The organism is Aeromonas sp. 62-46 (genome assembly GCF_001898585.1).
GTDB lineage: Bacteria > Pseudomonadota > Gammaproteobacteria > Enterobacterales > Aeromonadaceae > Aeromonas > Aeromonas caviae.
The window spans coordinates 38,879-57,817 of sequence record NZ_MKUI01000017.1; the positions used below are offsets into that span (position 1 = coordinate 38,879).

General features: G+C 62.6%; 15 protein-coding genes. 9 read left to right on the forward strand and 6 right to left on the reverse strand.

All coding sequences use genetic code 11. The annotated features are described in order from the left end of the window. The first annotated feature begins 165 nt into the window (after positions 1 to 165). From BGO64_RS05520 to proX, 6 genes are all read left to right on the forward strand, one after another. Complete coding sequence (locus BGO64_RS05520; RefSeq protein ID WP_042014428.1) at positions 166 to 963, forward strand: threonine/serine exporter family protein; 798 nt, start codon at positions 166 to 168, stop codon at positions 961 to 963. Continuing rightward, positions 960 to 1,427 carry a threonine/serine exporter family protein gene (locus BGO64_RS05525; protein ID WP_010675437.1) on the forward strand — a complete coding sequence of 156 codons (468 nt, stop codon included), beginning with the start codon at positions 960 to 962 and terminating at the stop codon, positions 1,425 to 1,427. The genes BGO64_RS05520 and BGO64_RS05525 overlap by 4 nt, the downstream gene beginning before the upstream one ends. Before the next feature lie 24 nt (positions 1,428 to 1,451). Further along, entirely contained in the window at positions 1,452 to 1,943 is a 492-nt protein-coding gene (gene folA / locus BGO64_RS05530) for a type 3 dihydrofolate reductase (protein ID WP_049636571.1), read from the forward strand. A 473-nt stretch (positions 1,944 to 2,416) separates the two neighbouring features. Beyond that, on the forward strand, positions 2,417 to 3,613 hold the full coding sequence (gene proV / locus BGO64_RS05535; RefSeq protein WP_286700309.1) for a glycine betaine/L-proline ABC transporter ATP-binding protein ProV: 1,197 nt from the start codon (positions 2,417 to 2,419) through the stop codon (positions 3,611 to 3,613). Beyond that, complete coding sequence (proW, locus tag BGO64_RS05540) at positions 3,610 to 4,758, forward strand: glycine betaine/L-proline ABC transporter permease ProW (RefSeq protein ID WP_221366218.1); 1,149 nt, start codon at positions 3,610 to 3,612, stop codon at positions 4,756 to 4,758. Before proV ends, proW begins: the two co-directional genes overlap by 4 nt. Continuing rightward, complete coding sequence (gene proX, locus BGO64_RS05545; RefSeq protein ID WP_261999760.1) at positions 4,755 to 5,756, forward strand: glycine betaine/L-proline ABC transporter substrate-binding protein ProX; 1,002 nt, start codon at positions 4,755 to 4,757, stop codon at positions 5,754 to 5,756. Before proW ends, proX begins: the two co-directional genes overlap by 4 nt. A 91-nt stretch (positions 5,757 to 5,847) precedes the next feature. Here proX and BGO64_RS05550 read toward each other — a convergent pair whose 3' ends face one another. From BGO64_RS05550 to BGO64_RS05560, 3 genes are read right to left on the reverse strand one after another with little or no spacing between them, the layout of a single operon-like run. Next, positions 5,848 to 6,654 (reverse strand): phosphoadenylyl-sulfate reductase, encoded by an 807-nt coding sequence (locus BGO64_RS05550; RefSeq protein WP_286700310.1) that lies wholly within the window; start codon positions 6,652 to 6,654, stop codon positions 5,848 to 5,850. Further along, positions 6,644 to 8,356 carry an assimilatory sulfite reductase (NADPH) hemoprotein subunit gene (cysI, locus tag BGO64_RS05555; protein WP_286700311.1) on the reverse strand — a complete coding sequence of 571 codons (1,713 nt, stop codon included), beginning with the start codon at positions 8,354 to 8,356 and terminating at the stop codon, positions 6,644 to 6,646. The genes BGO64_RS05550 and cysI overlap by 11 nt, the downstream gene beginning before the upstream one ends. Then, positions 8,356 to 10,143: an assimilatory sulfite reductase (NADPH) flavoprotein subunit gene (locus tag BGO64_RS05560; protein WP_261999685.1), complete on the reverse strand. Its 1,788-nt coding sequence runs from the start codon at positions 10,141 to 10,143 to the stop codon at positions 8,356 to 8,358. The genes cysI and BGO64_RS05560 overlap by 1 nt, the downstream gene beginning before the upstream one ends. A 198-nt stretch (positions 10,144 to 10,341) precedes the next feature. Here BGO64_RS05560 and BGO64_RS05565 point away from each other — a divergent pair, with 198 nt between their 5' ends. Beyond that, on the forward strand, positions 10,342 to 11,154 hold the full coding sequence (locus BGO64_RS05565) for a PhzF family phenazine biosynthesis protein (protein WP_261999683.1): 813 nt from the start codon (positions 10,342 to 10,344) through the stop codon (positions 11,152 to 11,154). A 107-nt stretch (positions 11,155 to 11,261) separates the two neighbouring features. Here BGO64_RS05565 and lysS read toward each other — a convergent pair whose 3' ends face one another. Next, complete coding sequence (lysS, locus tag BGO64_RS05570) at positions 11,262 to 12,797, reverse strand: lysine--tRNA ligase (protein ID WP_010675428.1); 1,536 nt, start codon at positions 12,795 to 12,797, stop codon at positions 11,262 to 11,264. A 20-nt stretch (positions 12,798 to 12,817) separates the two neighbouring features. Next, a protein-coding gene (prfB, locus tag BGO64_RS05575; RefSeq protein ID WP_102948437.1) for a peptide chain release factor 2 occupies positions 12,818 to 13,916 on the reverse strand; the annotation gives its coding sequence in 2 pieces (ribosomal slippage) (positions 12,818 to 13,840 and positions 13,842 to 13,916; 1,098 coding nt in all). 252 nt (positions 13,917 to 14,168) lie between these two features. Between prfB and BGO64_RS05580 the strand changes: the two genes are divergently transcribed. Continuing rightward, entirely contained in the window at positions 14,169 to 16,040 is a 1,872-nt protein-coding gene (locus tag BGO64_RS05580) for a methyl-accepting chemotaxis protein (RefSeq protein WP_039040322.1), read from the forward strand. A gap of 173 nt (positions 16,041 to 16,213) precedes the next feature. On the opposite strand, the gene gltS is transcribed toward BGO64_RS05580, so the two are convergent. Continuing rightward, positions 16,214 to 17,413 carry a sodium/glutamate symporter gene (gene gltS, locus BGO64_RS05585; protein WP_041212483.1) on the reverse strand — a complete coding sequence of 400 codons (1,200 nt, stop codon included), beginning with the start codon at positions 17,411 to 17,413 and terminating at the stop codon, positions 16,214 to 16,216. Positions 17,414 to 17,902: 489 nt separating this feature from the next. Between gltS and ansA the strand changes: the two genes are divergently transcribed. Further along, the gene (gene ansA / locus BGO64_RS05590; protein WP_010675424.1) at positions 17,903 to 18,910 is read left to right on the forward strand and encodes an asparaginase; all 1,008 of its coding nucleotides are present in this window, start codon (positions 17,903 to 17,905) and stop codon (positions 18,908 to 18,910) included. Positions 18,911 to 18,939: the final 29 nt, after the last annotated feature.

Here is an 18,939-nt window from a genome sequence, read left to right on the forward strand (position 1 = left end):
AGTTGTTAAGCAAGTTGGGTGAATTGTTTTTTATTTGCTGCAAATATTCCCCGGGCGGCTGAATAATAGTGACCAGTGCCCGCAGTCCGATAGAGATGGATGAAGGTGTATTTATTTTGGGGTAATATCCAGACACATTTCATCTTGCTATGACTCAAAGGGATCATGAGAAGCATCACACCAGGAAGGGTGCTGTCGCGAGAGCAGCAGACGGAGATCACCCGGATCATCGTCAAGGCGGGCCAGATGCTGGCCCAGTTTGGGGCGGAGAGCCGCATCATCGAGCAGACCACGGTCCGCCTGGGGATGGCGCTCGGGCTGGAGAGCGTCGAGATGGCCATCTCTTCCAGCGCCATCGTCCTCACCAGCCTCTACCAGGGCAGTTGCGTCACCACCACCCGCCGGGTGCGGGAGCACGGCATCAACATGCAGGTGGTGTGCGAAATCCAGCGCATCTGCATCATGACGGAAAAGTCGCTTATCGGCGCGCGCGAGGTACGTCAGCGCCTCGAGGCCATCACGCCGTTCCACTATCACCCCTGGCTGGTGGTGCCCATGGTGGGGCTCTCTTGCGGTGCCTTCAGCCTGCTGTTTGGCGGTGACTGGCCCATCTTCCTGGTGACCTGCTGCTCGGCCTCGGTCGCCATGCGGGTGCGCCAGCTCATTGCCCGCCATCACCACAGCCCCCTCATCAACTTTGCCGCCACCGGTTTCATCGCCACCCTGCTCGCCTCCAGCGCCACCTTCTTCGGCTGGGGCGAACAACCCTATCTCGCCATGGCCGCCAGCGTGTTGCTGCTGGTGCCGGGGTTCCCGCTCATCAATGCGGTCTCCGACATGGTGAAGGGTTACTTCAACATGGGGCTGGCCCGCTGGGGCACGGCGACACTGCTGACCATCAGCGCAGCCATAGGGATCATTCTCGCCATGTCGGTGACCGGCATCTGGGGGTGGAAGGTATGATGGAACTGCTCTGGCTGCTGGCCAAGGATGCCTTCTGGTCGGCCATTCCGGCGGTGGGCTTTGCCATGCTGTTCAACGTGCCGCCACGGATGCTCAAATATTGCGCCATGGGGGGCGCGCTGGCCCACAGCCTGCGTACCCTGCTCATCCACTACGGCATGCCCATCGAGTGGGCCACCCTGGCAGCGGCGACCACGGTCGGTTTTGTCTGTGTCTACTGGTCGCGCCGCCTGCTGGCACCACGCCCGGTGTTCAGCGTCGCCTCCATCATCCCCATGATCCCGGGCAGCTACGCGTTCAAGACCATGATCGCCATCGTGGAGCTCAATATCTCCGGGGTGACCATGGAGCTGCTTCAGAGCGCGGTGGAGAACGGCCTCAAGGCGCTGTTTATCGTGGGGGCCCTGAGTTTCGGTTTGGCGATCCCCTCTCTGGTCGTGTACCGTAACCGCCCCATTATCTGACCGATGGTTCGAGAGGTTGACCCCATGATGATTTCCATGATTGCCGCCATGGCCCACGATCGGGTGATAGGGCTGGACAACCAGATGCCCTGGCACCTGCCGGCGGATCTGGCCCACTTCAAGCGGGTGACCCTGGGCAAGCCGGTGTTGATGGGGCGCAAGACCTTTGAATCCATCGGACGACCGCTGCCCGGGCGCCGCAATCTGGTGATCAGCCGCAACCCCGACTACCGGGCCGACGGCGTGGAGGTCATCGACTCGGTGGAGGCCGCACTGGCCCTGCTGGCGGATAGTGACGTCGCGGAGCTGATGGTGATCGGGGGCGGTCATCTCTATGGCCAGCTGCTGCCACGGGCCGACAGGCTCTATCTGACCCGTATCGATCTGGCGGTGGAGGGGGATACCCGCTTCCCGGCCTTCGATGAGAACGACTGGTCGTGCATCGAGCGCGAGTCCCATCACCCCGACGAGAAGAATCCCCATCCCTACTGTTTCGAGACCTGGCAGCGGCGTTGAGCCCTCTGATGCCATGAAGAGCCCCTTGCGACAGCCGGGGGCTTTTTTGTGCCCTGTTGCCGCAAAGAGAAGGGGGCTGAACCGGCATGGTTGAAGGTGCCTGAAGCAATATCCGGAATGCGTGACATCAAAATGATTAGTTATGTAATTAATTGGCCATTCATCGCTCCGATGGGCGCCGTCGCCCCCACCCTCTCTTTTCGCCTGCTGCTAACGCCTTTTAATCATTAATGAAATGTGCTGAAAGTGCATCGATACTGTGGCGGACCTGTCTGTTATAGGCGTTTTTATCGTGATTTAATGGATTTTTATGAATAAAAATAACCAATAAAAATCAATGACTTAAATTTAATCCTTCTAGGTTGGCTTCAATTGGTTCTTTTGTTTGGGTGTGTAATTGCTTAGTGTTAAAAGTAATTGGCTCACGTTCGACGGTTTGCCAGGCAAGGCGTCGGCCAAGAAAAAAGGACAATATGACAGTCAAACTCGAGGTCAAATCCCTCTACAAAATCTTCGGCGATCAGCCGGATAAAGCGTTCAAATTGCTGGCGAAAGGGCATGATCGCGCCAGTATCCTGAAAAAGACCGGACAGACCCTGGGGGTCCAGGATGTCAATCTGGCCATCAACGAAGGGGAGATCTTCGTGGTGATGGGCCTCTCCGGTTCGGGCAAGTCCACTCTTGTGCGTCTTTTCAACCGGCTGATCGAGCCGACCCGCGGCCAGGTGCTGATCGATGGCGAGGACATTGCCGCCATCTCGGAGCGCGAACTGCGCCAGGTGCGCCGCAAGAAGATCAGCATGGTATTCCAGTCCTTCGCCCTGATGCCGCACCTGAGTGTGCTGGAAAATACCGCCTTCGGGCTGGAGCTGGCCGGTGTACCGCTGGCGGAGCGCCAGCAGAGCGCCCGTCAGGCGCTCCATCAGGTGGGGCTGGGACAGTGGATAGAGGCTTATCCGGATGCCCTCTCCGGCGGCATGAAGCAGCGGGTCGGGCTGGCCCGGGCCCTTGCCAATGACCCCGACATTCTGCTGATGGACGAAGCTTTCTCCGCGCTGGATCCCCTGATCCGCACCGAGATGCAGGACGAGCTGCTCAAGCTGCAGGCCAGCCAGCAGCGCACCATCGTCTTCATCTCCCACGATCTGGACGAGGCGATGCGCATCGGCGATCGCATCGCCATCATGCAGGATGGCCAGCTGGTGCAAGTGGGCACCCCGGACGAGATCCTCAACCAGCCCGCCAACGACTATGTGCGCGCCTTCTTTCGCGGTGTGGATCTGGCTCATGTGTTCAGCGCCCGCGATGTGGCCAGCCGCAAGCAGGTGCCCCTCATCAAGAAGCACACCACCGACGGGCCGGGCAACGCCCTGCGCCAGCTCAAGGAGCTTGAGCGGGAGTTCGGGTACGTGGTGGATCGCAGCCGCCGCTTCCTCGGGGTCGTCTCGGTGGAGTCGCTCGGTCAGGCGGTAAGGGCCAAAGGCAGCCTGGAGCAGGCGTTGCTGGCGGACATTCAGCCCATTCTGGCGGACACCGCCCTCAATGAACTGATAAGCCAGGTGGCGGCCGCTCCCTGTCAGGTGCCCGTGGTCGAGGAGAATGGCACTTACCTCGGCCTCATCTCCAAGGCCAATCTGCTCAACACCCTGGACAGGAGTACCCCGGCATGAAGCTGATGAATCCCCATTTCTTGCTGAGCGGGCTGCTGGCCCTGGTGCTGCTGGCGAGCCCTTCTCTGCGGGCCGATGAGGTGGCGGCAGACCCCTGGAGCGCGCCTGCGTCCACCGAGGTGTCCGATCCCTGGGGCAGTACCGACACCCTGGCCACCGACTGGCAGAACCAGATCGAAGCCGCCGACACCACAACCGCCATCGACTGGCTGGATCCTTTCCAGCAGGCGCTGGTGCCGCTGGATACCTGGGTGGAAGGGGGCATCGGCTGGCTGGTGGAGAACCTGCGGCCGCTGTTCCAGCTGATCCGCGCACCGGTGGAGCTGACCCTGAACGCCATGACCCATCTGCTGCAGACGGTGCCCTCCACCCTGATGATGGGGCTCCTGGCCCTGCTTGCCTGGCAACTGGTGAACGGCCGCATGGCGCTCGGTACGCTTGCGTCTCTTGTGGGGATCGGGCTCATCGGGGCCTGGTCCGATGCCATGGTGACCCTGTCCCTGGTGCTGACCTCGCTCTTCTTCTGCGTGCTGCTGGGGTTGCCCACCGGCATCCTGCTGGCCCGCAGCGAGCGGCTCTCCACCTGGACCCGGCCGCTGCTGGATGCCATGCAGACCACCCCGGCGTTCGTCTACCTCATCCCCATCGTGATGCTGTTTGGCATCGGCAACGTGCCCGGGGTGGTGGTGACCGTCATCTTCGCGCTGCCGCCGATGATCCGGCTGACCATGCTGGGCATTCGCCAGGTGCCTGCGGATCTGGTGGAAGCGGCCCACTCGTTCGGTGCCAGCCCCTCCCAGTTGCTGTTCAAGGTACAGCTGCCGCTCGCCATGCCCACCATCATGGCCGGGGTCAACCAGACCCTGATGCTGGCGCTCTCCATGGTGGTGATCGCCTCCATGATCGCGGTGGGGGGCCTCGGCCAGATGGTGCTGCGCGGCATCGGCCGGCTCGACATGGGGCTCGCCTCCATCGGCGGCCTCGGCATCGTGCTGCTGGCCATCGTGCTCGACCGCCTCACCCAGGCGATGGGGCAACCGGATCGCACCCGTACCGGCCGCTGGTATCAGCACGGCCCCGCCGCCCTGCTGCTGCGCCTGGCCGGTCGTGACAAGAAAATCGATTACAAAGGAGTAAACGCATGAGACCGATAACCAAAGGATTGACCCTGGGCACATTGCTGCTGAGTGCCCAACTGCTGAGCCCGCTCGCCATGGCCAGCGCCGAGTTGCCGGGGGAGGGGGTGCGCGTTCAGCCCCTGCAGAGCTCCTTGCCGGAAGAGGCCTTCCAGAGCCTGCTGGTGAGCAAGCTGATGGCGCGTCTGGGTTACGATGTCCAGCCCGCCCAGGAGGTGGACTACAACGTGGCTTATGCCTCGGTGGCCCAGGGAGACGGCACCTTCCTCGCGTTCAACTGGGTGCCGCTGCAGGACAACAAGTACGAGCAGGCGGGGGGCGACAAGGTGTTCTTCCGTGAGGGCACCTATGTGGCCGGTGCCGCCCAGGGGTACCTCATCGACAAGAAGACCGCGACCCGCTACGGCATCACCAACCTGGGCCAGCTCAAGGATCCCGAGGTGGCGGCGCTGTTTGACGGGGATGGCGACGGCAAGGCCGACCTCATCGGTTGCAACCCCGGCTGGGGCTGCGAGGGGGCGATCAACCATCACCTCGACGCCTTTGGTCTGACCCCCACGGTGGCCCACAAGCAGGGCAACTACGCGGCGCTGATCGCCGATACCCTGGCTCGCTACCAGGCCGGCAAGCCGGTGCTCTATTACACCTGGACCCCCTACTGGCTCAGCAGTGAACTGGTGCCGGGCAAGGATGTGGTGTGGCTGGAAGTCCCCGCCGATGCCCCGGATGCGGCCAAGACCCGTTTGCCGAACGGCAAGAACTACGGCTTTGCGGTGAACACCATGCACATTGTTGCCAACAAGCGGTTTGCCGAAGCCAATCCGGCCGCCGCCAAGCTCTTCTCCATCGTCAAGCTGCCGCTGAATGACATCAACGTGCAGAACGGCCTGATGAACAAGGGGCAGAACAAGCCGGCGGACGTGGAGCGTCATGCCGACGCCTGGCTCAAGGGCCACGAGGCACTGGTGAACGACTGGCTGAATCAGGCGCGCGCCGCCGCCATGTAATGAGGGGTACGTCGCCCTTCTGCACAAAGAAAAACGCCCGGCAGTTGCCGGGCGTTTTTTTGTGGGCGCAGCACATGGCCGGGCCGGGGGATCAGATGCCGGAGCCGTCGCTCTCGCCACCTTCCTCATGCAGGCCGCACTCGCGCTTGAGGCCGAAGAAGCGGGTCTGCTCCTCGCTCATGCCGGGCTCCCACTTGGCGGTGGTGTGCACGTCGCCGACCGAGAGGTAACCCTGCTCCCACAAGGGGTGGTAGGGGAGGTCGAACTCCTTGAAGTAGTAGAAGACGTCCTTGTTGCTCCAGTCGATCACCGGCAGGAACTTGAAGCGGCCGCGCTGGATGGCTAGCACCGGCAGCTTGCCCCGGCTGCCGGACTGCTCACGGCGCAGGCCCGAGAACCAGGTGCGGGCACCCAGCTCGTTCAGGGCGCGGTCCATGGGCTCCACCTTGTTGAGCTGGTTGTAGCGGGTGATCCCCTCCACCCCCTGCTCCCACAGGAGGCCGAAGCGGGCCTCCTGCCAGGCCGGGCTGAGTTCGGCCCGGTAGATCTTGAGGTTGAGGGCGAGACGCTCGGTCAGCTCGTCGATGAAACGGTAGGTCTCGGGGAAGAGATAACCGGTGTCGGTCAGCACCACGGGCACGTCGGCCCGCTCGCGGCTCACCAGGTGCAGCATGAGCACCGCCTGGATGCCGAAACTCGACGACAGCACATGCTCCCCCGGCAGGTTGGCCAGGGCCCAGCGCACGCGCTCGGGGGCGCTCATGGCGTCCAGCGCCCGGTTGAGGGGGGCCAGCGCCTCGACCTGCTCCTCCCGGCCCAGGGCCAGCAGGGCGTCGAGGTCGAGCCGGCCGTCGGCGGTGCGCGCCAGCCGGGCTGTATCAGTCTGTTCAGGCTGCATAGAAGTCCCTCGCGGAGTCGATAACCGGGGCGATGATGCCGGCGCGAATGACAAAATCGCCGAAGCACTCGTCCGGGTTGCGTTCGCTCGCCCAGCGGCTGATCAGGGCGTCCAGTTCGGCCAGGATCTGCGGCTCGGTGATGTTCTCCAGATGCAGGCGCGGGATGCGGGTCCCCTCGAGGTTGCCCCCCAGGTGCAGGTTGTAGCGACCCGGCGCCTTGCCCACCAGACCCACTTCCGCCAGCATGGCGCGGCCGCAGCCGTTGGGGCAGCCGGTGACCCGGAAGATGATGGCGTCATCCGCCAGGCCGTGCTTGGCCAGCAGCCCCTCGATGTCGGTGACGAAGGCAGGCAGCATGCGCTCGGCCTCGGCCATTGCCAGGGGGCAGGTGGGCAGGGCCACACAGGCCATGGACTGCTTGCGCTGCTCGCTCACGCCGTCATCCAGCAGACCGTACTGGCGTGCCAGCGCCTCGATGCGTGCCTTCTCGCCGGCAGGCACGCCCGCGATGATGAGGTTCTGGTTGGCGGTGAGGCGGAAGTCCCCCTGATGCACCTTGGCGATCTCCAGCATGCCGGTCTTGAGGGGCTTGTCCGGGAAGTCCAGCAGGCGGCCGTTCTCGATAAACAGGGTCAGGTGGTGCTTGCCGTCGATCCCCTCCACCCAGCCGAAGCGATCGCCACGACTGGTGAATTCATAGGGGTGAACCGGCCCGAACTGGATGCCGGCGCGGTTCTCCACCTCGGCCTTGAAGGCCTCGACCCCCACCCGTTCAAGGGTGTACTTGGTTTTGGCGTTCTTGCGGTTGACCCGGTTGCCCCAGTCGCGCTGGGTGCTGACCACGGCGGCCGCCACCTCCAGCACGTGGGAGAGCGGAATGAAGCCAAAGTCGCTCGCCTTGCGCGGGTAGGTGGTGGTGTCGCCGTGGGTCATGGCGAGACCGCCCCCCACCAGCACGTTGAAGCCCACCAGCTTGCCGTGATCGGCAATGGCCACGAAGTTGAGATCGTTGGCGTGGATGTCCACATCGTTGTGGGGCGGGATGACCACGGTCGTCTTGAATTTGCGCGGCAGGTAGTTGGAGCCCAGGATCGGCTCCTCGTCACCCCCCAGCTTCTCGCCATCCAGCCAGATCTCCACGTAGGCGCGGGTCTTGGGCAGCAAGTGTTCGGAGATCTTCTTGGCCCACTCGTAGGCCTCCTGGTGCAACTCGGACTCCACCGGGTTGCTGGTGCAGAGCACGTTGCGGTTTACGTCCCCCGCGGTAGCGATGGAGTCGATACCGGTGCTGTTGAGGGTCTGGTGCATCAGCTTGATGTCGCGCTTCAGTACCCCGTGGAACTGGAAGGTCTGGCGGGTGGTCAGGCGGATGCTGCCGTACATGCTGTGTTCTTCGGCGAACTTGTCGATCACCTGCCACTGGGCCGGGGTGATGATGCCGCCGGGCAGGCGGGCGCGCAGCATGACGTTGTGCAGGGGCTCCAGCTTCTGGGCGGCGCGCTCCGGGCGGATGTCGCGGTCATCCTGCTGATACATGCCGTGGAAGCGGATCAGCTGGAAGTTGTCGCCGTTGAAGCCGCCGGTGAGCGGGTCCTGCAGATCTTCGGCGATGGTGCCGCGCAGGAAGTTGCTCTCGCGCTTGAGGCGTTCGTTGTCAGCCAGCGGCCCTTCGACCGGTCCCGGAATAAGTTGTTTGCTCATCAATAGACATCCCTTTGATAACGTTTGGCACGACGCAATTCGCTCAGATACTCTTCTGCTTCCTCACGGCTCTTGTGGCCGTGTTCCGCAATCACTTCCAGCAGGGCTTCCTGCACATCCTTCGCCATGTGGTTGGCGTCGCCACACACATAGAAGTGAGCGCCTGCTTCCAGCCACTGGTAGAGCTCAAGCCCTGCCTCGCGCAGGCGGTCCTGCACATAAATCTTGTTGGCCTGATCCCGGCTGAAGGCCAGGGAGATCTTGGACAGCAGGCCCGATTTCACATAACGCTGCCACTCCACCTGATAGAGGAAGTCCTGGGTGAAGTGGGGGTTGCCGAAGAAGAGCCAGTTCTTGCCCTCTGCCCCCTGTGCTTCCCGCTCCTGCAGGAAGGCGCGGAACGGGGCAATGCCGGTGCCCGGGCCCACCATGATGACGGGGGTGTCGGGATTGGCGGGCAGGCGGAAGTTGTCGTTGTGCTCCACGAACACCCTGACCTCGGCGTCCTCGGCCAGGCGGTCCGCCAGATAGGAGGAGGCGCCACCGCTTCGCACTGTGCCATCTTCTTGGCGGTAGCGCACCACACCGACGGTCAGGTGCACCTCTTCTTCCACCTCGCTCTGGGCGGAGGCGATGGAGTAGAGGCGGGGGGTGAGGGGGCGCAGCAGTGCGATCAGTTGATCGGCACTCAAGGAAGCCGGGAAGCGTTTCAGTACGTCCACCACCTGGGCGCTGGCCACCAGGGCGTTGACCTGGGCCTTGTCACCGGCCAGATCTTTGAGCGCCGCGTTGTCCGTGATCTCGGCGAGGCCAGTGATCAGGCCCCCGTGCAACCGGGTCAGCTCGTAGTGACGGGTCAGCGCCTCGCGCAGGCTGCCATGGGGGGTGGCCTCGTCACCGGTCAGACCGGTCAGGGCCAGCACTTCCCCCACGAGATCGGCGTCGTTGTCAAACCAGATGCCGAGCGCATCCCCCGGTTGATAGGTGATGCCGGACTCTTCCAGGTTGATCTCGATGTGACGGATGTCCTTGCTGGAGTCGCGGCCGGTGATCTTCTGGTTCACTGAGAGTCTGGCGGGGAAGGGGTTCTCCTTGTTGTACTGGCTGTGGCCGACGGCGGCCTGCACCGAGCCCGCCACGCTGGCGGTCGCGGCGCCGGCAGAGAGGGTGGCGGCGACCGCCGCAACGGCCTGCTCGCCCCAGGCCTTGGCGGCATCCTGATAATCCACATCGAGGCTAGCTAGCTCATGGATGCGCTCGGCCCCTGCCTTGGCGAGGAAGCCATCGAAATCCTTGCCGGTCTGGCAGAAGAACTCATAGGAGCTGTCACCCAGCCCCAGCACGGCAAACTTGAGGCCCTCGAGTTTGCCGATCTTGCCTTTTTTAAGCTGCTCGAACAGATCGACGGCGCTCTCGGGGGGCTCCCCCTCCCCGTAAGTGCTCACTACCACCAGCAGGTGGCTCTCTTTCTTGAGCTGCTTGGGTTTGTAGTCCGCCATGGAGGTGAGGGTCACCGGCAGGCCGCGGGCCTCGGCCTGGGCCTTGATGGCGCTGGCCACGCCCTTGGCATTCCCGGTCTGGGAGCCGTAGAGAATGGTCAGGCTGCCGCCGGGTGCCGCGACTTCTGCGCCTGCGCTCGCCACGGGCTGGACGCCCGCCTGGGAGAGGCCGTAGAGATAACCGCTGACCCAGGCCAGTTGCTGGGTATTGAGGGTGGTGAGAACTTGGTTGAGCTGGCGCTGCTGTTCGTCAGAGAGCGGGCTCAGGGTGGGGGCTGTCAATGGCATCACACATGTCTTCCATGGTCTGATTTTTGGTCAGGGTAAGGGGTGTAATGAATAACAACAAAGAATAAAAATATCTTCTTTATGCGATTTATGAATTTATAAAGCCAAAATCCATCTCAGCCCCGGGGGGCCCGTGATATAAAAATGGCCTTGCCGAGCCCCCTGTCCCAGGGATCTCTCATGCCTCAAGGAGCAACCATGTCCCGTCTCTATCATGTCAACGCCTTCAGCCATCACCCCTTCGGAGGCAACCCCGCCGTGGTGGTGCTGGGGGAAGCGCGGCCCGACGCCGAGCTGCAGGCCATGGCGGCGGAGTTCAACCTCTCTGAGAGCGCCTTTCTGACCCAACTGGGAGAGGGGCATTACGGGTTGCGCTGGTTCACTCCGCAAGTGGAGGTGGACTTGTGCGGCCATGGCACCCTGGCGGCAGCCCATGTGCTGTGGCAGACGGGGGAGGTGTCAGGGGAGCTCCCCATCCGCTTCGCGACCCGCAGCGGTGAGTTGGTGGCCCGGCGGGAAGGGGAGTGGATCTGGCTCGATTTTCCGCGCATTGTCCTGGCGCCCCTCGAGCTGGACCCTGCCTATGGGGCTGCTCTTGGCTGCCAGCCGCTGCAAACCCTGGCGGCCGGGGCCAAGTTCCTGCTTGAGCTCGGTAGCGAGGAAGAGGTCCGCGCGCTCACCCCCGATTTTCACGCCCTGCGGGCGCTGCCGGGCCGGGGGATCATGGTGACGGCGCCATCGAGCCGGGGAGAGGACGACTTCGTCTCCCGCTATTTCGCCCCCTGGGTCGGGGTGGACGAGGATCCGGTGACCGGCTCCAACCACTGCGCCCTGGTGCCCTTCTGGGCCGAGCGGCTCGGCAAACGGCAATTGCGGGCCCGCCAGATCTCGGCCCGAGGCGGGGATCTCAGGCTGGAATTGCAGGAGGAGCGGGTGCTGATGGCGGGCCGGGCACTGACCCTGTGGCAGGGGGAGTGGCTGCTGCCGCCTGTCGCACCAGCGGACCGATGACCGTTCGTCACTGTGTGACTTCTGCATAAAAAAACGCCCCGCAATTGCGGGGCGTCTTGATTGCCATGGACGGCAGCAGTGCTGCTGCGGCCCTGTTTCTGCGGCGCTTACTTTTGTGGACGCAAGGCCGGGAACAGGATGACGTCGCGGATGGTGTGGCTGTTGGTGAACAGCATCACCAGACGGTCGATACCGATACCCTGACCGGCGGTCGGCGGCAGACCGTGTTCCAGCGCGGTGACGAAGTCGGCGTCGTAGAACATGGCTTCGTCGTCCCCTGCGGCTTTCTGGTCAACCTGGGCCTGGAAGCGCTCGGCCTGATCTTCCGCATCGTTCAGCTCGGAGAAGCCGTTGGCCAGCTCGCGACCGCCGATGAAGAACTCGAAGCGGTCGGTGACGTCCGGGTTCTGGTCGTTGCGACGGGCCAGCGGGGAGACGGCGGCCGGGTACTCGGTGATGAAGGTCGGTTGCAGCAGCATGTGTTCCACGGTCTCTTCGAAGATCGCGGTGATCACGTGGCCCAGCTCCCAGCTCTTCATCAGCTCGATCTTCAGACCCTTGGCGACGGCGGTGGCCTTCTCCAGGGTGGCCAGATCGTCACGGGTCACACCCGGGTTGTACTTCAGGATGGAGTCGACCATGGAGAGGCGCTGGAACGGCTGACCGAAATCGATGGTCAGGCCCTCTTCGCCCTCTTTGGCGTAACGGATCCTGGTGTCGCCCAGGATGTCCTGTGCCAGGGTGCGCAGCATCTCTTCGGTGAGATCCATCAGATCGATGTAATCGGCGTAGGCCATATAGAACTCGAGCATGGTGAACTCGGGGTTATGGCGAACGGAGATGCCTTCGTTGCGGAAGTTGCGGTTGATCTCGTAGACACGCTCGAAACCACCGACCACCAGACGCTTCAGATAGAGTTCCGGAGCGATACGCAGGTACATGTCGATGTCCAGCGCATTGTGGTGGGTGATGAAGGGACGTGCGGAAGCGCCACCCGGGATGACTTGCATCATGGGGGTTTCCACTTCCATGAAGCGCTTGTCATTCAGGAACTTGCGAATGCCGGCCACCACCTTGGTGCGGGTCACGAAGGTCTTGCGGGACTCTTCGTTGGCGATCAGGTCCAGGTAACGCTGGCGGCAGCGGGCTTCCTGGTCGGTCAGACCCTTGTGCTTCTCGGGCAGCGGGCGCAGGGCCTTGGTCAGCAGGCGGATGGTGGAGACGTGTACGGAGAGCTCACCGGCGTTGGTGCGGAACAGGGTGCCCTCGACACCGACGATGTCACCCAGATCCCACTTCTTGAACTGCTCGTTGTAGAAGCCTTCCGGCAGGTCGTCACGGGTCACGTAGATCTGGATCTTGCCAGCCATGTCCTGCAGGGTCGCGAAAGACGCCTTGCCCATGATCCGGCGGGTCATGATGCGACCGGCAATCTTCACCTGTTTACCCAGGGCGACCAGCTCGTCATTGCTCTTGTCGCCGAATTCGGCATGCAGATCGCCGGAGAGGCTGTCACGACGGAAGTCGTTGGGGAAGGGGTTGCCCTGGGCGCGCAAGGCGGCCAGCTTGGAGCGACGCTCAAGCATCTCGTTGTTCAGTTCGAGAGTCTGGTCGACTTCCGGGGTGGTGGTTTGTTCAGACATGGTGATTCCTGCTGCTCTGTTTACAGGCCTGATTTCAGGCTGGCTTCGATAAACTTGTCCAAGTCGCCGTCGAGTACCGATTGGGTATTGCGGGTTTCGACGCCGGTGCGCAGATCCTTGATACGGGAATCATCCAGTACGTAGGAGCGGATCTGGCTGCCCCAGCCGATGTCGGACTTGGTCTCTTCGAGGGCTTGCTTCTCAGCGTTCTGCTTTTGAATTTCCAGCTCGTAGAGCTTGGCCTTCAACTGCTTCATACACTGATCTTTGTTCTTGTGCTGGGAACGGTCGTTCTGGCACTGCACCACCACGCCGGTCGGCACGTGGGTGATACGCACCGCGGACTCGGTCCGGTTGACGTGCTGACCACCCGCACCGGAGGCGCGGTAGACGTCGATGCGAAGATCAGCCGGGTTGATCTCGATCTCGATGTCATCATCGATCTCGGGGTAGACGAACACGGAGCAGAACGAGGTGTGGCGACGGCCGCCGGAATCGAACGGCGACTTGCGTACCAGGCGGTGCACGCCGGTCTCGGTGCGCAGCCAGCCGAAGGCATACTCGCCGGTGAACTTGATGGTGGCGGACTTGATGCCGGCCACGTCGCCCTCGGAGCATTCGATGAGCTCGGGCTTGTAGCCGTGGGCATCGCCCCAGCGCAGGTACATGCGCAGCACCATGTTGGCCCAGTCCTGGGCCTCGGTGCCGCCGGAACCGGACTGGATGTCGATGTAGCAGTCGGAACCGTCGTGCTGACCGGAGAACATGCGACGGAACTCGAGATCCACCAGCTTGGCCTCCAGCTCGTCCGCTTCGACCACGGCTTCGTTGAAGGTCTCTTCGTCTTCGCCTTCGACGGCCAGGCTGACCAGCATCTCGACGTCATCGACGCCCTGGGTCAGGGTATCGATGGTGCTGACGACGTTCTCCAGGGAGACGCGCTCCTTGCCCAGCGCCTGTGCGCGCTCGGGTTCGTTCCAGACATCCGGCTGTTCCAGCTCGGCATTGACCTCTTCTAGACGCTCTTTCTTGGCGTCATAGTCAAAGGTACCCCCTAAGCAGCTCGGTCCTCTCAGACAGCTCCTTAAGCTTGTTTAATACAGGATTGACTTCAAACATCGTGAAAACTCTCGGGGTCGATGTGATTTAAAAACGGGATATTCTAGCCAATTGCAGAAGGAATAAACAGGGTTGGCTGGCCTCGCTCTTTTTCCTGCTCCAATTTTCCGCAGCATTTTTAAAATTTCCGCGTAAAATATCGTCACTCACGCCATTCTCCGCTTCAGTTTTGCGCGGATTGGCCGCTAACAACACACAGTGCCACGCACTCCCGATTGATCCTGTTCCCGACCCCCACAAGAAGAAAACACGATGAAAAACCTATCACTCAAGCAGAAGATACTGTTGTCTGTGGTCATCGCCTTGTCACTGGTGATCCTGCTACTCTCCTGGCAGAGCTACACCAGCCAGAAGTCCATGCTGCTGCAAGGCAGTCAGGAACAGGTGCAACGCCTCGGCAGCCAGCAGGCCGCCAGCGTCAGCGACTGGCTTGCCGCCCGTCGTGACGTCATCCAGGCCCTTGGCAACAAGGCCGGTGCCGAGCCCCTCAACGCCCTGCAACAGGCCCAGGTGTCCGGCCGTTTCCAGCTCACCTATTTTGGTGAGGGCAGCGGCAAGATGAACGACTCCGACCCCTCCATCAACCGCGACGGTTACGATCCCCGCTCTCGTGGCTGGTATCAGGAAGCCATGGCCAAGGGCGGCATGATCGTCACCAAACCCTACCTCGACGTGGCCTATAACATTCTGGTGGTGACCCTGGCCCAGCCTGCCCAAGGCGGCGTGGTGGGGGGGGATCTCTCCATTGCCTCCCTGGTGGATGACATCACCAAGATGAAGCTGCCAGCGGACGGCTTCGCCATCCTGATGCACAAGGATGGCACCGTCATCGCCTACAAGGATGCGGCCAAGGCGATGAAGCCAGCCAGCGAGATCGACAACGATCTGACCAATGCCCTGATCGATCAGAGCAAGGCGAGCAACAGTCTGGTGCCTGCTTTCTTCGACAACGAGGGGCGTGACAAGCTGCTGTGGGCGACGGACATTCCGGACACCGACTGGGAGCTGGTGCTGGTACTGGACAAGAGCACCCTGGAGGCGCCGCTCTCCTCCCTGCTGATGACCCAGCTCGGCCTGGCCCTGCTGGTGCTGGTGGGCAGCATTCTCGCCATCTCCTGGCTGGTCAGCCTGCTGCTCGGTCCCCTCACCAAGGTGTCCCAGGCCCTGGCCCGCATCGCCGACGGTAACGGCGATCTGACCCAGCGCATCAAGATCGACGCCAATGACGAAGTGGGCCAGCTCGCCGGCAGCTTCAACCGCTTCGTGGGCAGCCAGCATCAGCTCATCGCCAACATCCGTCAGCTTGCCAACGAGCTGAACGCCGATGCCGAACGCAGTCTGGTGACCAACCAGGCCGCGGTGGAAGAGCTGCAACGCCAGCAACAGGAGGTGACCATGGTCGCCACCGCCGTCACCGAGATGGCGAGTGCCACCATGGAGATCGCGGGCAACGCCGAGAACACCGCTGCCGCCGCCCAGCAATCCGCCCAGAGCAGTGAACAGGGCAAGATCCTGGTGAACCAGACTCGCCAATCCATCAACAACCTGGCCGAGGAAGTGGGGCAGGCGACCGGCGTCATCGGTGAGCTGAGCCGTCACGCCCAGGCCATCTCCGGCATCCTCTCCACCATCCAGGGCATCGCCGAGCAGACCAACCTGCTGGCGCTGAACGCGGCCATTGAAGCGGCCCGTGCCGGTGAACAGGGTCGCGGTTTCGCCGTGGTGGCGGACGAGGTGCGGGTGCTGTCGCGCCGTACTCAGGATTCCACCCAGGAGATCCAGTCCACCATCGAAACCCTGCAACAGACCACGGCCCGCGCGGTGAGCCTGATGCAGACCAGCCAGGGGTTGGCGGACAACAGCGTGAAGGATGCCGACGCAGCCGCTGCGGCCCTGGAGGAGATCACCCAGGCCGTCAGCCTCATCTCCGACATGGCGGGCCAGATCGCCACCGCCGCCGAGGAGCAGACCCAGGTGACCGGTGAAATCACCCAGAACACCACCGCCATCAAGGATGTGAGCGACGAGATCACCGCTTCCGCCATGCGCGACCTGGATCAGGCGCACAACCTCAAGGGGCGTGCCACCAACCTGAACCAGCAGGTGTCGACCTTTATTTTGTAAGGAAGGTCAGGCCGCAGTCCTACCGTGGCGTCAGTAAAAAGCCCCGCACCTTGGTGCGGGGCTTTTTGTTGCCTGCCGTCGGCCCCTTGGTGGGGGTCGGGGCAGCGTCCAGGGGCCAGCAAGCAAAGAGCCCACCGCAAGGTGGGCTCTTTCATACGGGGCCTGCGCCGGGATCACAGGAAGGGCAGGGCCAGGAACAGCTTGATCACCACTGCGTTGATGATGTCGATGAAGAAGGCACCGACCATGGGCACCACAAGGAAAGCCAGGTGGGAGGGGCCGAAGCGCTGGGTAATGGCCTGCATGTTGGCAATGGCAGTGGGGGTGGCGCCGAGGCCGAAGCCGCAGTGACCCGCCGCCAGCACGGCTGCATCATAGTTGCGCCCCATGACCCGGAAGGTGACGAAGATGGCGTAGAGCGCCATGGCCACCGTCTGAACGGCCAGCAGGATGAAGATGGGCAGGGCCAGGCTTGCCAGCTCCCACAACCTGAGGCTCATCAGCGCCATGGCGAGGAAGAGCGACAGACTGACGTTGCCGAGCAGGGAGACCTCGCGGTCGCTTACTTCGTGCCAGTTGAGCAGGGTGAGCAGGTTGCGCAGCAGCACGCCGACAAAGAGCACGCAGACGAAGATCGGCAACTCGAAGACGCCGCCCTTGAGATAAAGGGCCAGCATTTCGCCCCCTTTCAGGCTGATGGCGATGAGTGCCAGGGTCTCGATCAGGCTGAAGGTGGTGAGCGGGCGCTCCATGTCCGGCATTTCGAAGCCCTGGGGGGCGCCGTCACGGTTGTGCTCCTCACCGGGCACCTGCACCTTCTTCACCAGATAACGGGCCACCGGGCCGCCGATGAGGCCCCCCAGCACCAGGCCGAAGGTGGCACAGGCTATCGCCAGCTCGGCGGCGGATTGCACGCCGTACTTCTCGGTGAAGATGGAGCCCCAGGCCGCCCCGGTGCCGTGGCCGCCGGAGAGGGTGATGGAGCCGGCCAGCAGCCCCATGTGGGGATCCAGCCCCAGCAGGGTGGCCAGACCCACCCCCAGGCTGTTCTGCACCAGCAGCAGGCCGGTGACCACCAGCAGGAAGGTGGCCACCGCCTTGCCGCCGCGCTTGAGGCTGCCCAGATCGGCGGAGAGGCCGATGGAGGCAAAGAAGGTCAGCATCAGGGCCGTTTGCAGGCTGGTATCAAATTGCAGTTCGATCTGCAGGGTGGAGCGCAGCACCAGCAGCACCAGGGCAACCACCAGGCCACCGGCCACGGGTTTGGGGATGTTGAAAGTGCGCAGGGGTCCTATCTTGTTGACCAGCAGGCGGCCAAGCAGCAGCACCAGGGTCGCGGCGACCAGGGTGGCGTAGGCATCAAGTTGTAGCATTCAGTGCTCCCATGTTGATCGGCTGTGTCTTTGGCGAGAAAGACTCACGGATCCAGCCGGGATGAAACAGAGTGGCGAACGCGCCAGTGACAGAGGGGCCGCAGCCCCGTCCCTCTGCAAAAGAGGGGGTCGACACGAGCCCGTGTTCGTCGGGCGTCCAGATGAGATTTGTGAAAAATCCGCCGGATACTAGCAAAAAACACCAAGTACATCCACATATGTCACATTAATGATTAAAACATGGTGTTAACATGGCATTTAAAACTGCCTCGCCGAGTGTGCTCCGGATCGCAACAATGCTGCTGCGGCTGTCATTTGCAGCGGCACTCTTTATAATTCGCCCGGTTCCGCCCCCACGGGAGGACACAGACCCTCAAGAGGTCTGCTGATGACCGATATTGAGCCCGCCCTCACCATCTGAAGGACGGGGGCTGTATCGGTTGAGCCCTGTTTGATTTGCCGGTTTCCAGTCCAGAGAGAGGAGAGGGTGTGAAGAAGTCCATCTACATTGCCTACACAGGCGGCACCATAGGGATGCAGCGTTCCGACCACGGTTATGTACCGATGGCGGGCTTCATGGAGGACTGTCTGGCACGGATGCCCGAGTTCCATCGACCGGAAATGCCCGATTACCATATCCACGAATATGCCCCCCTCATCGACTCTTCCGACATGACGCCGGCAGACTGGCAGCGCATCGCCGAGGATATCAAGGGCAACTACGACAAGTACGACGGTTTCGTCATTCTGCACGGCACCGACACCATGTCGTTCACCGCGTCTGCGCTCTCCTTCATGCTCGAAGATCTGCACAAGCCGGTCATCATCACCGGCTCCCAGATCCCCCTGGCTGAGCTGCGCTCGGACGGTCAGCAGAACCTGCTCAACGCCCTCTATATCGCGGCCAACTACCCGATCCACGAGGTGACGCTCTTCTTCAACAATCAGCTCTATCGCGGCAACCGCAGCAAGAAGGTGCATGCTGACGGCTTCCACGCCTTCGACTCGCCCAACTACCCGCCCCTGCTCAATGCCGGTATCGCCATCTCCCTGGAGGCAGGTGAGCTGGGCGTGCCGTGCGATCGCCCCCTGGTGCTGCACGACATCACCCCCCAGCCCATCGGGGTGGTGACCCTCTATCCGGGGATATCGGCGGAGGTGATAGCGAACATCCTGCAACAGCCGGTGCGTGCGCTGATCCTGCTCTCCTTCGGGGTGGGCAATGCGCCCCAGAACCCGGCCATGCTGGCGCTGCTCTCCGAGGCATCTGCCCGGGGCGTCATCATCGTCAACCTGAGCCAGTGCCTGCACGGCAAGGTCAACATGGGGGGCTATGCCACCGGCAACGCCCTCTCCCGTGCGGGAGTCATCTCGGGCTTTGACATGACCGCCGAGGCGGCGCTCACCAAGCTGCACTTCCTGCTGAGCCAGGATCTGCCGGCGCCGCGCATCCGCGAGCTGATGCAGCAGTCTCTGCGCGGGGAGCTGACCCCCTGACTTTCCCTCTCACCCTAACCCTCTCACAG

Coding starts and splice junctions, on each gene's coding strand:
- BGO64_RS05520 (WP_042014428.1), top strand. CDS start 166: ATGAGAAGCATCACACCAGGAAGGGTGCTGTCGCGAGAGCAGCAGACG.
- BGO64_RS05525 (WP_010675437.1), top strand. CDS start 960: ATGATGGAACTGCTCTGGCTGCTGGCCAAGGATGCCTTCTGGTCGGCC.
- folA (WP_049636571.1), top strand. CDS start 1,452: ATGATGATTTCCATGATTGCCGCCATGGCCCACGATCGGGTGATAGGG.
- proV (WP_286700309.1), top strand. CDS start 2,417: ATGACAGTCAAACTCGAGGTCAAATCCCTCTACAAAATCTTCGGCGAT.
- proW (WP_221366218.1), top strand. CDS start 3,610: ATGAAGCTGATGAATCCCCATTTCTTGCTGAGCGGGCTGCTGGCCCTG.
- proX (WP_261999760.1), top strand. CDS start 4,755: ATGAGACCGATAACCAAAGGATTGACCCTGGGCACATTGCTGCTGAGT.
- BGO64_RS05550 (WP_286700310.1), bottom strand. CDS start 6,654: ATGCAGCCTGAACAGACTGATACAGCCCGGCTGGCGCGCACCGCCGAC.
- cysI (WP_286700311.1), bottom strand. CDS start 8,356: ATGAGCAAACAACTTATTCCGGGACCGGTCGAAGGGCCGCTGGCTGAC.
- BGO64_RS05560 (WP_261999685.1), bottom strand. CDS start 10,143: ATGCCATTGACAGCCCCCACCCTGAGCCCGCTCTCTGACGAACAGCAG.
- BGO64_RS05565 (WP_261999683.1), top strand. CDS start 10,342: ATGTCCCGTCTCTATCATGTCAACGCCTTCAGCCATCACCCCTTCGGA.
- lysS (WP_010675428.1), bottom strand. CDS start 12,797: ATGTCTGAACAAACCACCACCCCGGAAGTCGACCAGACTCTCGAACTG.
- BGO64_RS05580 (WP_039040322.1), top strand. CDS start 14,169: ATGAAAAACCTATCACTCAAGCAGAAGATACTGTTGTCTGTGGTCATC.
- gltS (WP_041212483.1), bottom strand. CDS start 17,413: ATGCTACAACTTGATGCCTACGCCACCCTGGTCGCCGCGACCCTGGTG.